Genomic DNA, 15460 nt, shown 5'->3' with positions numbered 1-15460 from the left:
ATACGATTTTGTAGCAACACCTTTTTTAACAAGTCTAATATAACAAGCCTATCATTGTTGTAGTAATTTTAATACATAAGTTTGCTGTATAATAATAGAGCGGGAAAGGCCTCCTGCTCTATTATTTTTGTAAAGCTCATCGACATTAACTACAAAAATCGGAACTTTTACTATCATTTAAAATGAATTGACATATTATACTATAAGTAACATTTTCAAGAAGAGGTGCTAACATGCCCCTCTTAGAAATAAACCAACAATCTCCCATTTTTGAAGAAAACTAGGCATGAACCATTCCTTTCCGCACATATATATAGAATAGGTTATGTTAAAGGAAAGAAAAAAGGACAACTTCTTCTCCTTACCTTGGAGGTGCTATGAGAGAGATCATAATATTGATCATAACATTGTTGCTTGCCATCTTAGCATACATTTGTTTAAAACGTAAAAATAATTACAGCAGTCAGTATTCTCGGTTTCAGAATAGAAATGGGGCGAAAATGAAAAATAATTCTTGGTTTCAAAAAATATGGGAGGGGAAGAAAGAAGTACCAGAAGTAAATAGATCGTTGATTAATGATAGACTAACAAAAGATACAGATAGTATTAAAAAAAATAGTCTAACAAAAGATAGACTAACAAAAGATATCGATAGCATTATAAAAGATAGGCTAATAAGAGATGTAGATAGCACTAAAAAAGATGTAGATCGAGTTATGAGAGAATATTCGGGGAGCAATGGTGCAAGGAAAGAGAATCAACTCATTATGAAACAAAAGCTTGTAGAAGATTATATGGAAGTATATCAAAAATGTGAAGAATATAAACAAGAAGAAAACTATGACAAATTACTGATTAGTATCGTACCTTCCATCCAAAGATTTTTAGGGTTATGTCATTATGTTTTGAATAAAAAAGACTTACTACCTCTTGTTCCTGAGTTAATAATATTATTAAAAGAAACATTTGCATGTAAAATAAAAGAAGCTGGTTTCTTGCTAAATTCCTCTGGTAGATTTGTTCTTTCTTCTATTGATTTTGAAATGGAGCGTTCCAGATTACTTCAGTTAAGTCAAGACGACATAAAAGAAAGACTAAAGAAGAAAAAAGCAGAAATAGCAACCATACATCGATATAATGAGATGAAGAAAATCTGTAAAGAATCAGCTCCATGGCTCTATCAATTACAGATAATCTTTGAGCAGATTATGGAACAAGAGGAAGTATTGGAATCTTATGAGGAGCTTATGGATATAAGCGAGATGATAGAGCAAATCTTTGATCAAAATGGATTTCAATTTTTATACTATGAAGAATTAGAGGAAGAATCTAAAATAGCAAAGAGTTTTCGCAACTTGAATGATTGTACTTATTCATATCCTGCTTTATGCAAAAATATGGAACGAATCGGATATCAAATTTATCTCAATCTAACTGGTTGTAATAAGGAAATATAACTCATAATAGTCAGCTAGGGTTTCTAGCATGATTAGCAATTTACATTTGATTACAATTTAATGCGATTAGCAACAATAGATTTTGAATTAGCATTCTTCATTTGTTTCATCATTTTCTATAAATAAATATTAGGTGATATAAAAATGGTGGGGAATCAAAAGAAGCATTCACCACCATTTATTGAGAATAAATCACTATTAAGGTCTTTTATTGTACAAGCCTTTAAAACATAAATAGTGGCATAAACTCTGCTTTACGTTAGATATAATTTTATTTCTCTTTACATAAGCTAATGCGAAAGAGTAGGATAAACTGTCTTAACTTATCAATCAAATCATAGTTTCCATCTCGCTTTGCCCAATCTGCACTATAGCCACGGAGGAGCACCATTAACATACGTGTAGTTTCTTTAGGAGATTGAATGAGATGGAATTGCTTCTTTTCTTCGCCACGAATTAAAATTTGCTCTAATACCTGAAAAATTCCACGCTGCTCATCCAGATAATTGTGGGAATCATTTTTTAAGGGAGCTACACTAATACACCGACAGGTTTCAATGCCATTTTTAATAACATAAATTCCATATTGTTCGCAAAAAGTAACTATGTTACTCGTTTCATCCTCAGTAAATTTACTAGTTACTTCATGTAAAAAATAATCATCGATATCGGCAAATAGCGCACAAACTAAGTCGCCTTTTTGAGGAAAATAATGATAAAAGGTTCCTGTCGATATGGAGAGTTTTTGACAGAGTCCACGTACTGTTATATTTTCATATCCTTCTGCATTAATTAAGTCGGTAATTTGAGCAAATAATTCTTGTTTTCTTAAATCAAATTTTTTCTGAGGGTTCATGATCATCCAACTTTTCCTTTTCTTTTATTTTGACAAGAGACAGCCTGCTGAATCATTATATTGTGCAAATAAATGTATCTATCCTTAGTTCTTAGTTCGAGAACAATACTACACTGATAATTGCTATACACAGTATTCTTTGAAACTGTAATAGTATAATAATAACATTTTTTTGTCAAAATGCAAGAAGAGAGGAGCGGTGGAAGACTTGTAATTACATCTTCTTTCGCTCCTCTAAGAGTTAAGTTATTGAGGGGTTTTATTATTTTTGGAAATTAGCTGCATTGGTACCAGCGATACGTCCGAAAACAACAGTATCAGTTAATGCATTACCACCAAGACGATTGCTTCCGTGGATACCACCAGTTACTTCGCCAGCTGCGTACAATCCTGGAATTACTTTACCGTCTTTATCAAGTACTTCTGTGTTTTCATTAATTTGTACGCCACCCATTGTATGATGAACGGTTGGGACACGAACCGCTGCATAATAAGGAGGGTTATTAATTCCGTTATTTACTTTATCAGTATCTGTAAATAAAGCACGACCGAATACGTCGGATTGACCTTCTAAATCACCGCCAAGACAATAGCGATTATATTCCTTTACAGTGGAAACTAAGTTTTCTGCAGGAACTCCCATCAGACCAGCAAGTTCTTCCAAGGTATCCGCTTTTAAAGCACGACCAGATGCTACGAGATCCGCAATACTTTCGCCAAAGTTATTTAATTCTTTTCCTTCTGGATAAGTATCACTATCCATTACGATGTACATTGTAGTATCTTTTTGATCAAATAAACCTAGGGTCATTTCATCGCGACGGCCAGCTTCGTTTACAAAACGATTACCATCTAAGTTAACGAAGATACGGCTTTCAACAGCATGTTCAATATTGCCAGATAGGCTTCCTGTTTCAGGATCACCAAGAGGAAGTAACTGAATGTTTCCCATCTGAACTAAATTAGCTCCAATTTTTTCAGCCATTAGAATACCATCACCAGTGATGCCGCTTGTGTTAGTGCTTGGAATGGATTCATCTAAGGAAGGCCATTTATTTAGGATTTCATTTGCTTCTTGGCGCATCTCAACATTTTGACCAAAGCCGCCAGTTGCTAATATAACGCCATTATTTGCCTTAACAACAACTTTATTTCCAGTCTTACCAGTACAGATAACACCAGTAATTACATTGTCTTCCATGATTAGTTCTTCTGCAGTTGTGTTATATACCATAGATATTCCGGTATTATTGTCAAGGAAGTTCTGATATGTCTTAAAGAATCCAGTTCCTTCCGGTTCTACTGGTTTATGAGCTCGTGGCCACATGCCACCTGTAACAGTAAAGGTACCTTCATGGAATTCCATACCAAGACTTTTAAGCCATTCGACACCATCCCATGCATTTTCGATTAGGGTTTGAACTAAAACAGGATCACCTTCCTGGTCGCCCCCATTAAAGGTTTGCTCATAGTGAAGAGCAGTACTATCATTATTTGCTATTGCAGTTTCACTACCTTCATCTACAGCGTTCAGTGCTCCACCGGAAAGGATTGTGTTTCCACCCATCTTACTTGTCTTTTCTATTACAATAACGCTTTTTCCTGCTTGTTTCGCAGTTACTGCAGCAGCCATACCAGCTCCACCAGCACCAATTACAACGACATCAGCAGAAAGTTCTTGATCTTCTTCTTTCTCTACTACCTTTTTTATTGCAAGCAATGTGTTGATGTCTGCATCAGATAGTCCGGCTTGCTTTAAGTTTTCCACAACACCTTCGATAATTGCGTTGCTTGTTAAAGTGGCACCAGATACTACATCGACACCAAGGCCTTGTGTTTCCATGATTTCGGCAGGAATGGATTGAACTGCTGGTTCACCAATACCTGGAGTTTCAGTATGTTCAATCTGAATATCTGTAATTGCATTCTCAGATACAGTCACAGTTACGGTCATCTCATGCATACCAGTTACTTTAGCAGAGTATGTACCTGGGGTATAGGTAATGGTTCCATCGGAAACCGATCCCTCTGTTGGGGTTGGTGTTGGGGCAGTAGAAGCATCTCCTTGATTTTTCTTAGAGCATCCAGCAAGCGAGGAAGCTGTTAACATTGCAACCAAACCAAAGGTTATCATTGTCTTTGTTGACTTTTGTAAAAATTTTTTTCTCATAAATCCTCCAGTAATTTAAATCCTAATAAAAGTGATAAAGTTAAAAAGTAATAAATGGAAATTAATTAATAGAAAGTAAAAATAAAAGGTAAAAAATAAAAGTAAAAAATAAAAAGTAATAAATAAAGGTAATAAATAATAAATAATAAAATTAGTATTTAAAGTAGAACGTGTTTTAGAACATGTAATAGAACATGGTATGTTAAATATATAACACAATAAAACATAGAAATCAACCTTAAATTTGAAAAATTACAAAATATTAGTGAAAAATATAGGACTAAAGGAAAAATGACAAATATAAAATACCTTTATATGGAACTTATTAAGTATTATTTCTTATTTATTTGTATAAATTTTGACTATGTTTTACTTTAGACAGATTCAGCTTAGTAAATGAAATCAAAATACTTAAATTTAATTAGAATATAGTGTAGTATTGACTTTAATAATATTAAAGTATAAACTTAATATAATTAAAGGAGGGATAGAATGGCAATTGAAGTAGTTCCTGAATGGATGGAAAACTTAGAAGACGAAGATATAGCATTTATAAAAAAATTTATACTCGCTTCTGGTTCGTTAAAAGAGATAGCCAATCAATACAGTGTCACCTACCCGACCGTGAGGTTAAGGCTGGATAAGTTAATTCAAAAAATTAAGATTAGTGAAGATACTACGAATGATCCGTATGTTGCCCTGATAAAACGTCTTGCAGTAAACGATAAGATTGATTTTGATACCGCGAAGATTTTGATATCTGAATACAGAAAATTTGGGAAGGAGAATTCAAATGGCTGATTAGGTACTATGCTCTTATCGATGTTACCAGCGCTTATACTTATGAATATCCCAACTATTATTTTTATAGCAATTTATATTGCATGCAGAGAACAGTATAAAAAGAGCGATGAGCTAAAAAAGATGAATATCCAAGACTTAGAGTGAGAAAAAACGAAGGAAATCCCATCATAGAAATCTTACATCTAAGATTTCTATGATGGGATTTTGTATAATAAATTGAATAAAAATAAAGTAAGAGAGGTAAGGGTGATTTTATGAAAGTAACTGCAAAAGAGGTATTTAACATACCTAATATTTTGTGCTATGTTCGTTTTCTATTGATTCCATGCTTTGTAGTTAGTTATCTAAGAGCAGAGAATTCGAGAGATTATTATATAGCGGCATCCTTTTTATTGATTGCGGGCATAACCGATCTTTTGGATGGTTATATTGCAAGAAAATTTAATCAGGTGACAGAGCTTGGAAAAGCGATTGATCCCATAGCGGATAAACTTACGCAAACAGCTATTCTATTATGTACGATGTTTCGAGTAAAAGGCATGTTTTTACTAGTGATATTATTTGCTGTAAAAGAATGTACGATGGGAATCTGTGGATTCCTTCTGCTAAAAAGAAACAAAAAGCTTGATGGCGCTATGTGGTTTGGTAAGGTTTCCACCGCAGTATTTTATGTTACCATGCTGATTTTAATTGCATTTCCAACCATGAAGGTTGTTTGGGTTAATTTGTTGATGATAATTACAGGGGCTTTTCTTGCGTTATCGTTTCTACTCTATATTCCGGTATATGCTAGGATGTTTCGTGAGAGTTGATAAGAATAAAGATAGGGATAGGGATCCAAGTGTAATAAAGTACTGGATTTCTATCCTTTTTCTACAAATGCCTTTTCTATTTTTATTTGTATCTCAGTAACATAATCCTCCGATTTTTTTGTAGTTAAGCTATCTAAAATACAATACTCATAGGAAGGGGAGGCTATTTGATAGCCTTCCTTTTTAATATAATCTAAAAGGAATTGATAGGTTTCTGTGATATTTTTATATGGTCCTTGGTGATAGCATCTTGCATAAAGTCCTTTTGTTTTTTTATGGTAGCTGCCATGTTCCGGTTCGATTTGAAGCGGAAGAAATGCATACTGAAAGCAGATAAAATTACCAGATAACAAATTATCTTTGGAAACCATATCGCCAATTTGATAATAATATGGATAATTAAGATAATTCGCTTTGGTTAGCAAACTTTTTAAGGCTATATCAACTTCTATCAGTCCATTTGGAGCAGATACGGGTTCGATTGCTAAATATTGAGTTTTATCTAATGTAAAAATTTGAACATGCTCACTAACGCGGTCAAATTCTTCCAATGTTCTTAATTTATATTCCAACCTTTTTTCGATTAAGGAGAGTTGTTTTATTTTACGTTTAATTTCCTGCTGTTGATTTTTTAATAAAGCCACTGCATTATTACTATTACGATGGCTCATAAATTCTTTGATTTCCTTTAAGGATAACCCGATTTCCTTCAGTATTAAGATACTGTCTAATACTTCAATTTGATCAGCTGTGTAATAACGGTAGCCATTATTTGAGTCGATTATTTTTGGTTTAAACACATCCTCCTTATCATAATAGATTAGTGCTTGTTTGGATAATCCGCTTAATTTAGCGATTTCACCGACAGTAAACTTCGTATTCATGAAAAATAAATACCTCCATTTTATACCAAAAAGTATCTTTGTTTTTAAGAAAAAAGTATCTCTATTTTTTTCTTGACAATATAGTTACTATATCCTTTATAGTATATCATGTCAAGAAAATCATATGTATGGATTTCTTATATCTTGTAGATAAGTATACGTGGAGGTTAGTGTAAAAATTAAAATATTTCACACACGAATTTGTGCTGTCGCTCAAATTCGCAGGATTGCGACAGAATGGAGATTATAATGAAGAAAGTTAAAATAAGCAAGGATACAATCAAGCACTATAGTATCCTTTTATTAGGCGTTGCTATACTAGCATTTGGTTTATTTAATGTACACAGCCAAAGTAATATAACAGAGGGCGGTGTACTCGGAATGGTATTACTACTAAAACACTGGACAGGAATTTCACCAGGAATAACAGGAATATGTCTGGATTCCTTATGTTATTTTATTGGATATAAGCTGTTAGGCAAGGAATTTTTAAAGAACGCATTAGTTGCAAGCGTAGGATTTTCCTTCTTTTATAACATTTTTGAACATATTGGATTTGTAATCCCCGATTTAAGCGGTATGCCATTACTTGCAGCTATTGTAGGTGGATTATTTGTCGGTATTGGTGTAGGTCTTGTTGTTCGAATGGGCGGAGCTTCTGGCGGTGATGATGCACTTGCGCTAATCATTGCAAAACTTTCTGGATGTAATATTTCGAAAGCATATTTTGCAACTGATTTTGTAGTTTTATTACTGTCTTTGACCTATATACCAGTACAAAAAATCTTTTACTCTTTTATCACTGTGACATTATCCTCCTTTATTATTGGACGTATTCATAAAGAAAAGGAGGAAGTTGCTACCTGTTAAGTCTTAAAGTAGAACATATCAGAGCATAGCGGTAGTTGTATTAATTTCGAATTACTTTGTAGGAATTCGAAGAATAGCTACACAATACTTTGGCATTTGATAGATAAATTCTTCTGAAGCGATGATGGATGCATCCACTGGAGCAATTAATTTCGGATTAACCACTGTATTCATATCGGTTAAGGATTCTGAGGATAGTGTAGTAACAAAGGCCTTCGTTTCCTTTAATTCCGGTATACGGATGGTGATATCAATTGATTTGTCTGAAGTATTTACTAGCTTTAGAATTATATCTTGGTTTTCATCGATTCCACAAACTTGATAAAATGATTCGTTAGTAAGTTTACTTTGATTTCCTGTTAGAGTGGAAGGAATCACTTGTTTGGCTACATTGGTTGAGAAGAGCTGCTGTACATAGTAGTTCACGGATTTCCACACAACACCACTCTTAAACCAGATAAGATCAGGAGTCCATTGATAAGATATACTATTGCCAAACAGTGGTGCATAGGAAGCTAGCTTCACAATATCACCATTGCGTTCGATACCGGTCATAAATGCTGCTTCCGCTAAGGCAGCTTCAAGGTTATTTGATTTCGCTGCATATTCTCCAAGGAATACTGGGACGCTATTTCGGTCATAAGAATCATAACGCTTGGTATTACTTAAAAACCAAGAAGGTGCCATGTAATAATGTTCATCTACTAAGCCTGCATACTCAGTACCATATAATTTGATTTTCTTCCATGCATAGGTATCGGAAGCAACTGGTCCATTTGCGACAATTAATTGAATGTCTTTGTATAGCTCTGGTTTTTCAAGGGCTGCTTTTTCAAATGCCTTGACGAATTGTTCATATCGTTCGAAATAAATGGTACCCCATTGCTCATTTCCTATTCCGATATAGTTAAGAGGAAATGGCTCTTTATGTCCCATGGCGATACGAATTGCTCCCCATGTAGTAGTCTCATCTCCTTTACAAAACTCCACCAAATCCAGAGCATCTTGTATGTACTGATAAAATTCTTCGCTATCAATCGGTAAGGCATCTGCTGGGGTTCCAACTTTTCTGGCCCCTTGAATAAGACAGGAGAGTCCAGCGTTTACGATAGGTACCGGTTCACTTCCAAGGTCTTCACAAAGAAGGAAATATTCATAGAAACCAAGTCCATAAGTCATATAGTAAGGGTGATTGGAAGAAGAGTTTTGATCTCCCCATAAGTTTTCTGATAGAGGTCTGGTTGCGACATCACCGTATGTAACAGAACCGTTGATCTCAAATGGTATCCCATTTCCAATAGAATTCTTCCAGTTGTAGGAATTTTCTAAAGTTTCCCCTTCCACCACACAACCACCGGGGAAACGAAGAAAAGCAGGGGATAGCTCCTCTAAAGCTAAGCTTAAGTCTTTTCGAAGCCCATTCTTTCTGCCTTTGTAAGTATCTTGTGGAAATAAGGATAACATATCGGCATCCATTTGGCCTTTACCAAAGACAACGTATAGTGAAACCCCAAAAGAAGAGGGAGCGCTTGCTAAAGCGGTTAATGTCACCTCATATTTACGAAATTCTTTTGTAATTTCAGGAATGGAGGCACTTGCATAGAGATTGCCAGATTCATCTATTAAAAGTATCTGTAAGGAAGAAATCCCCTCTTTCGAACGAAAGTATCCACTAAACTCATAATTGGCTCCTTCTTCAATCGTCATACCATCTAAAAAACCAGAGTTTTTGATTGATAACTCAGATTCTGTGGTATTTCTAATACTTAGATAATGGGTATTGTTCTGATTTAAATAAGAGTGGTCTAGGCTACCGTCTGTTACGCGATACTCCAAATCCTGATCCGCACTCCAACCGTGAAGATTTTCTCCTTTTGCCATGGAACCGTATTCGAAAGAACGGTTTTTCACCATTTCTGTATAAAGTCCTCCATCCACTGCATAATTAATATCTTCTAAAAATAATCCATATAATAACTCGCTAATATCATAGCCAGTCATAGAATCAATCGTTAAGAGATAATCAGTTATAAATTCTTTTGACTGTGTCGCTTGCATGGTTACAGTTGGTGTAGGTACTTCGGTAATTAGTGGATTACTTGTATGGTCAGTTTTCTTACAAGCAAATAATAATGGAACCGTGAGAGTAAGAGCAAGGAAACTAAGTAATGTTCTCTTTTTCATGAAGAAACCTCCTATATGTTGTATCTAAACATTCATTAAATTATTGAATATTTTATAATATACTGAAATAAAATGCAATGGATATATTGACTATTATTGTGAAAAAGGTATAATGTGCCTATAAGAAAAGAAGGAAAACTATACAATATGCAGAAGAATGTGTGCGGAAAGGAGTGTGTAAATGCGTGATAATAGAGGTTTTTCAGAGAAGTATGAGGAGATAAAGGAAGTAGTGTTCCATCTATTATTTCTACTTGTATGCTTTGCTTATTGCATGTTGTTGTCTTTCGTTGTAACATTTGTCTTCCATGCAGTGTTTTCTATAACATTCAATCAAATATTTATTATTTCACTTATTATTTCAATAGTAGCAACTCTATATCGGATTTATCGTAAGAAAAAAGTAGGAAGGTAACGTGAAAATCTAGACATACGAATTTGTGCTGCCACCTAAATTCGCAAGATAAGACAGAATGGAGATTTAATAATATTATATGTGACATACGTGAGAATGGAGGAGAAGATTTATGAGAAAGAAAAGTCTTATGGTTGTTACATGTTGTGCTGCTTTACTACTAATCACAGCGTGTAGTACCAAAGCACCGGACGATCCTTTAGCGACAACGAAGCCGAACGTGACGGAAGCCGTAACTGATACAGTGACACCGGTGCCAACAAAAGAAGAGAAGAAGGAAGACGAATCCCTGCTTACAAAAGAGGAAGAGGAAAAGCGTAAGGAGGAAGAAGAGAAGCGCATGGAAGAGGAAAAAAGCAAGGAGGAAGAAACGTTGTTTCAAACCATGATAGCAAGCGTGCCATTAAAAGCAGTTACAAGCATACAACATACTTTCACGAATGCTTCTGTGCACGACCCTTCGATTCTAAAGGTTGACGATACCTATTACATATTTGGTTCTCATTTGGCAGTAGCAAAATCAAATGATTTAATGAACTGGGAAATGGTAGACAGTGGAGTTTCAAAGACAAATAAGATAATACCAGATGCAATGAGTGAGATGGAGGAAGCATTTACTTGGGCAAAAACCAATACATTTTGGGCACCCGATGTCATACAATTAGCGGATGGTAGGTTTTATATGTATTACTGTAATTGTGAAGGAAGTTCCCCACTTTCTGCTCTTGGTGTTGCTGTTTCAGATAATATTGAGGGACCGTATAAGGATCTAGGGATCATCCTAAAGTCTGGAATGACTTCAGAACCTAGTGAAAATGGGGATAAATACGACGCCAGGGTATATCCCAATGTCGTAGACCCTTGTGTTTTCTTTGATAAAGAGGGTCGTTTATGGATGATGTATGGTTCTTATTCTGGTGGTATCTATATCCTTGAACTAAATTCTTCGACTGGTTTTCCATTAGAGAGTGGCTATGGTAAAAAGCTATTGGGTGCAAATCATCTTAGAATTGAAGGAGCTTTTGTCGAGTACTCCAAAGAAACAGATTACTACTATATGTTTCTTTCCTATGGCGGTTTATCTTCGGATGGTGGATATAATATTCGTGTGTGCCGCTCGGAAAATCCAGATGGTCCGTATCTTGATTATGCTGGTAATGATATGGTTTTATGTCGAGGCTCCAGTGGAAGTTTCTTTGATGATCGCGCAGCAGAAAAGTATGGTACTAAATTAATGGGAAATTGGAGATTTCAATCCATTGATGGAGAAGAATCGAAAAAAGATATTGGATATGTTTCACCAGGTCATAATTCAACGATTTATGAGGAAGAAACCGGAAAGTATTTTCTTATTTTTCATACAAGATTCGAAGGTGGCGGAGAGCGTCATCAAGTTCGAACACATCAGATGTTTTTGAATGAAGATGGATGGTTTGTTGTTGCACCATATCGATATACGGGAGAGACAATTGGAACCTATACGAAAGACGAAGTAGTAGGTGCCTATAAGATCATTAATCACCAACATGATATCTCAAATGAGGTAAGGACATCAGAAAATATCATATTAAAAGATGACCAAACAATTGTTGGCGCTTATCATGGAACATGGGAATTACAGGGTGACAATACTTGTATCTTAACGATTGATGGGGTTTCTTATCTTGGTGTTTTCTTAAAGCAGTGGGATGAAAATAATAAAAAGGATGTTATGACCTTTTCGGTATTATCACAAGAGGGAGTTGCCTTATGGGGAAGCGGTTATGAGGCAAAATAAGCTTTAGAAAATTAAAAATTAATTCTCCTCTTGTAGCAATCAAACTAGTTATTTGTTTGATTGCTACAAGAGGAGAATATCATACTTCATCGAGGATATTTATTCATGACAAGGAAAAGTGCGCGCAGCGTGCTTTTTCTTGTTTATGTTATATATTATCGTACCTACGTTTGATTATTACTGAAGAAAAATGTAGAATCCATGTGTCGTAAGAATGCATCATTTTGATAACTTACTCACATGGATAATAGTTATAAGAATAAATAAAGGATAACTTTTTATTAAGATTCTTTATTCACCTGCTCATTATTTTCCACATAGAAGGTTTTGACGCGGATTGCCTGATTATGATCTCCGAATTCTTCTCCAAAGAGTGTAAATCCACCACAGTTCGCAGTTTCTTTTGGAACTTCAAAACGAAGAGTAATTGTACTTGTATAATCAATAGCGAGATCTTCTATGGTCACTTCTGAAATCTGATTACTACCATCAATATAGGTTCCTTCGGAATTAATGATAAGTGTTTTTAATAACCCATACTGATTTAAAAGCTCTGGCCACCATTGAGGAGTAACGTAACCTTTTCGGTCTCCATAATCACCTGGGCTAACCCACATACCAAGAGGTTTCCCATTGATGGAAAAGTAAATATCGGAAGGATAATCATCGTTGTATTCTGGGTACTCAGAGCAGATTTCAAAAGAAATCTGTAACTCAGTTAAAGTCTGACCCGCTATCAGATGATTTGGGATGTTGTATTCAATAAATCCGCTACCAAACCAGAGAATACCTGCGTTAAAGCGGTCCGGAAAGTTAAAGTACCTTGGATCATCCAAAGCACCAATAATATAGTTTCCAGTAGAAATCCCACAAGTTGGAGCAATCTTATAATTGGTATAATAACCAACACGGATATCATCTTGATAAAACTTTCGAACTTCTTTTGCTGGCATAAGGTCAATCATTAACCGGTCATGCATTGGTTGAATGATTTTCATATTACCACGTTTTCCAGCCTTCGTTTTTACCTTGACAAGTCCTGCACTTTCTAATTTGCTAACATGCATTGAAATTGCACTATTGGTTAATTTCAATGCCTCAGCCAAATCATTCATACTTAACTCATCATCTTCATTAATCATTTCCATTATCTTTAGTCTCATTGGTGTACTAAGAGCTTTAAAGACTTCTTCTGCTTCCTCTAAAGATTTAAAGTATAACATAGAGGGTAACCTCCCGTTCTATCTATTTTTTCTTTTTTATTCTAGTACCGAATCCACAAGCAGATTTGGTATGCAATAGGTGTTGATGTAACTGATTTAAAAAAGGGATCAAACTATCATACAAGTAAAAACATACAAGTTAAAATTTTACTTTCGAATTTATTATAGGTTTGAATATACAAAAAGTCAATATATTAGTGTTATGAGTGAAATATATAGTGAAATTGATGAAAAAACAAGATAGATACAACTTGACGATTGGTAAAAATGGTAGTATGTTATATATAAGTTAATTAATAAATAAAGTATTTCAGTAAATAATGAAATACAAACAAAAACAAGTATTAATAGGTTAAGTACATAGTGAAACATTTAAATTTTATAAGAGTTTCTTAAGTTTTAATAGGAAATAGGATCAAAGGTACCAGAGTTAATACAAGTTAAGAACAGAAAGGATGGAATTAATCATGAAACTTTATATGAATCCGAATCGAATCGTAGGGCATATTAACCCTGAAATATATGGGCATTTTTCAGAACATTTGGGAAGATGTATCTATGAAGGTTTATTTGTTGGTAAAGACTCACCTATTCCAAATACGAATGGAATGAGAAACGATGTTGTTGAAGCATTAAAAGATATGAAAATACCAGTTCTTCGTTGGCCAGGAGGATGCTTTGCTGATGAGTATCATTGGAGGGATGGAATAGGACCAAAGGAAGATAGAAAGAAATTGATTAATACCCACTGGGGTGGCGTTGTAGAGGATAACAGTTTTGGCAGTGATGAGTTTATGGAGTTGTGCAGACAGCTTGGCTGCAAGACTTATATTAACGGTAATCTTGGCAGTGGAACTGTTCAAGAAATGTCAGAATGGATAGAATATTTAACCTATGATGGAGTTTCTCCAATGGCAGAGCTTCGTGCAAAGAATGGGCATAAAGAACCTTATTCCGTAGATTATTTTGCCGTTGGCAATGAAAACTGGGGTTGTGGTGGCAATATGACTCCAGAATATTACGGAAACTTATATCGCAGATATCAGACCTATGTTCGTAATTATAATCCGGAAAAACCAATTTATAAAATTGCTTGCGGACCAAACGTTGATGATTACGAATGGATGAGAGAGGTGTTACATACAACCCACCGGCATGCTCCAGACTTCTTACATGGTTTTATGGATGGTATCTCTCTTCATTATTATACCATACCGGGTGGATGGGAGAATAAACAAAGTGCTACCGTATTTGATGAAAAAGGATGGTATGAGACATTAAACCGTGCACTCTTTATCGAAACCTTAATTAAGCGACATGGCGAAATCTTACGTCAATATGATGAAAGCGGAAAGATTGGTTTCATTGTAGATGAGTGGGGAACCTGGTTTGCTTGCGAACCTTTAACCAACCCAGGATTTTTATATCAGCAAAATACGATGAGAGATGCTTTGGTTGCTGGTATCAGCTTAAATATATTCAATAAACACTGTAACCTAGTGAAGATGGCAAACATTGCGCAGCTTGTTAACGTATTACAATCGGTTATTTTAACAGAAGGTGAGAAGATGCTTCTTACACCTACCTATCATGTATTCCATATGTACCAAAAACATCAAGATAGTGATTTGATTGATAGTTACTTAGATACAAAGGAAATTGGATTAGAGGAGAAATTTATGGTACCAAATCTTTCGGAATCTGTATCCATTGATAAGGATGGAAAACTACAACTGACATTAAACAACTTATCCTTAGATGAATCTTATCAGGTAGACGGTATGATATCAGAAAAGAAAGCAGTTGCAGTGAACGGAACAATTCTAACAAATGAGATGGATGCCTATAATACTTTTTCACAGCCAGACAAAGTGAAAACACAAAGGTTTGAAGCAGTGAAATTGACAGAGAAAGGAATAACTCTTACCATTCCACCTTGCAGTGTTGTACATCTTGAGATAGAACTAGAACAATAGGAAGCGTATCTATCAATTAGAGGAGGTTAACT

At 34.9% G+C, this 15460-nt stretch carries 12 protein-coding genes; 7 read left to right on the top strand and 5 right to left on the bottom strand.

The window, feature by feature from the left end:
* Nucleotides 1-377: 377 nt before the first annotated feature.
* The gene (locus tag CC92_RS0115195) at nucleotides 378-1457 is read left to right on the top strand and encodes a hypothetical protein (RefSeq protein ID WP_029505151.1); all 1080 of its coding nucleotides are present in this window, start codon (nucleotides 378-380) and stop codon (nucleotides 1455-1457) included.
* A gap of 271 nt (nucleotides 1458-1728) precedes the next feature.
* On the opposite strand, the gene CC92_RS0115190 is transcribed toward CC92_RS0115195, so the two are convergent.
* Both CC92_RS0115190 and CC92_RS0115185 read right to left on the bottom strand, forming a co-directional pair.
* The gene (locus tag CC92_RS0115190) at nucleotides 1729-2313 is read right to left on the bottom strand and encodes a TetR/AcrR family transcriptional regulator (RefSeq protein ID WP_162175527.1); all 585 of its coding nucleotides are present in this window, start codon (nucleotides 2311-2313) and stop codon (nucleotides 1729-1731) included.
* Nucleotides 2314-2575: 262 nt separating this feature from the next.
* A complete protein-coding gene (locus tag CC92_RS0115185) occupies nucleotides 2576-4483 on the bottom strand; it encodes a flavocytochrome c (RefSeq protein WP_242841376.1) in 1908 nt (635 codons plus the stop codon).
* 492 nt (nucleotides 4484-4975) lie between these two features.
* On the opposite strand from CC92_RS0115185, the gene CC92_RS0115180 reads away from it, so the two are divergent.
* Together CC92_RS0115180 and CC92_RS0115170 are read left to right on the top strand one after the other, a co-directional pair.
* Nucleotides 4976-5284 carry a DUF2089 family protein gene (locus CC92_RS0115180; RefSeq protein WP_029505148.1) on the top strand — a complete coding sequence of 103 codons (309 nt, stop codon included), beginning with the start codon at nucleotides 4976-4978 and terminating at the stop codon, nucleotides 5282-5284.
* 257 nt (nucleotides 5285-5541) lie between these two features.
* Entirely contained in the window at nucleotides 5542-6099 is a 558-nt protein-coding gene (locus CC92_RS0115170; protein WP_029505147.1) for a CDP-alcohol phosphatidyltransferase family protein, read from the top strand.
* A 50-nt stretch (nucleotides 6100-6149) separates the two neighbouring features.
* On the opposite strand, the gene CC92_RS0115165 is transcribed toward CC92_RS0115170, so the two are convergent.
* Entirely contained in the window at nucleotides 6150-6983 is an 834-nt protein-coding gene (locus CC92_RS0115165; RefSeq protein ID WP_029505146.1) for a MerR family transcriptional regulator, read from the bottom strand.
* Nucleotides 6984-7232: 249 nt separating this feature from the next.
* On the opposite strand from CC92_RS0115165, the gene CC92_RS0115160 reads away from it, so the two are divergent.
* Nucleotides 7233-7853 carry a YitT family protein gene (locus CC92_RS0115160; protein ID WP_081841968.1) on the top strand — a complete coding sequence of 207 codons (621 nt, stop codon included), beginning with the start codon at nucleotides 7233-7235 and terminating at the stop codon, nucleotides 7851-7853.
* A gap of 51 nt (nucleotides 7854-7904) precedes the next feature.
* Here CC92_RS0115160 and CC92_RS0115155 read toward each other — a convergent pair whose 3' ends face one another.
* Nucleotides 7905-10037: an alpha-L-arabinofuranosidase C-terminal domain-containing protein gene (locus tag CC92_RS0115155; RefSeq protein ID WP_051650938.1), complete on the bottom strand. Its 2133-nt coding sequence runs from the start codon at nucleotides 10035-10037 to the stop codon at nucleotides 7905-7907.
* A 181-nt stretch (nucleotides 10038-10218) separates the two neighbouring features.
* Between CC92_RS0115155 and CC92_RS0115150 the strand changes: the two genes are divergently transcribed.
* Together CC92_RS0115150 and CC92_RS0115145 are read left to right on the top strand one after the other, a co-directional pair.
* The gene (locus tag CC92_RS0115150) at nucleotides 10219-10452 is read left to right on the top strand and encodes a hypothetical protein (RefSeq protein WP_029505143.1); all 234 of its coding nucleotides are present in this window, start codon (nucleotides 10219-10221) and stop codon (nucleotides 10450-10452) included.
* A gap of 112 nt (nucleotides 10453-10564) precedes the next feature.
* On the top strand, nucleotides 10565-12229 hold the full coding sequence (locus tag CC92_RS0115145; protein WP_197035805.1) for a glycoside hydrolase family 43 protein: 1665 nt from the start codon (nucleotides 10565-10567) through the stop codon (nucleotides 12227-12229).
* A gap of 281 nt (nucleotides 12230-12510) precedes the next feature.
* Here CC92_RS0115145 and CC92_RS0115140 read toward each other — a convergent pair whose 3' ends face one another.
* Nucleotides 12511-13452, bottom strand: a complete 942-nt coding sequence (locus tag CC92_RS0115140; RefSeq protein ID WP_029505141.1) for an ArsR/SmtB family transcription factor — start codon at nucleotides 13450-13452, stop codon at nucleotides 12511-12513.
* A gap of 464 nt (nucleotides 13453-13916) precedes the next feature.
* On the opposite strand from CC92_RS0115140, the gene CC92_RS0115135 reads away from it, so the two are divergent.
* Nucleotides 13917-15428, top strand: coding sequence for an alpha-L-arabinofuranosidase C-terminal domain-containing protein (locus CC92_RS0115135; RefSeq protein WP_029505140.1), 1512 nt, complete (start codon nucleotides 13917-13919; stop codon nucleotides 15426-15428).
* Nucleotides 15429-15460 lie beyond the last annotated feature (32 nt).

The sequence above is a fragment of the Lachnoclostridium phytofermentans genome (assembly GCF_000733755.1).
In the GTDB taxonomy this organism is placed as follows: domain Bacteria; phylum Bacillota; class Clostridia; order Lachnospirales; family Lachnospiraceae; genus Lachnoclostridium; species Lachnoclostridium phytofermentans_A.
The sequence above is the reverse complement of the archived record's forward strand: the minus strand, read 5'-3'. Positions and strand labels throughout refer to the sequence as shown.

Bases quoted from the DNA above. Each gene is read 5' to 3' on its own strand.
- CC92_RS0115195 (WP_029505151.1), top strand. From the start codon at position 378: ATGAGAGAGATCATAATATTGATCATAACATTGTTGCTTGCCATCTTA.
- CC92_RS0115190 (WP_162175527.1), bottom strand. From the start codon at position 2,313: ATGAACCCTCAGAAAAAATTTGATTTAAGAAAACAAGAATTATTTGCT.
- CC92_RS0115185 (WP_242841376.1), bottom strand. From the start codon at position 4,483: ATGAGAAAAAAATTTTTACAAAAGTCAACAAAGACAATGATAACCTTT.
- CC92_RS0115180 (WP_029505148.1), top strand. From the start codon at position 4,976: ATGGCAATTGAAGTAGTTCCTGAATGGATGGAAAACTTAGAAGACGAA.
- CC92_RS0115170 (WP_029505147.1), top strand. From the start codon at position 5,542: ATGAAAGTAACTGCAAAAGAGGTATTTAACATACCTAATATTTTGTGC.
- CC92_RS0115165 (WP_029505146.1), bottom strand. From the start codon at position 6,983: ATGAATACGAAGTTTACTGTCGGTGAAATCGCTAAATTAAGCGGATTA.
- CC92_RS0115160 (WP_081841968.1), top strand. From the start codon at position 7,233: ATGAAGAAAGTTAAAATAAGCAAGGATACAATCAAGCACTATAGTATC.
- CC92_RS0115155 (WP_051650938.1), bottom strand. From the start codon at position 10,037: ATGAAAAAGAGAACATTACTTAGTTTCCTTGCTCTTACTCTCACGGTT.
- CC92_RS0115150 (WP_029505143.1), top strand. From the start codon at position 10,219: ATGCGTGATAATAGAGGTTTTTCAGAGAAGTATGAGGAGATAAAGGAA.
- CC92_RS0115145 (WP_197035805.1), top strand. From the start codon at position 10,565: ATGAGAAAGAAAAGTCTTATGGTTGTTACATGTTGTGCTGCTTTACTA.
- CC92_RS0115140 (WP_029505141.1), bottom strand. From the start codon at position 13,452: ATGTTATACTTTAAATCTTTAGAGGAAGCAGAAGAAGTCTTTAAAGCT.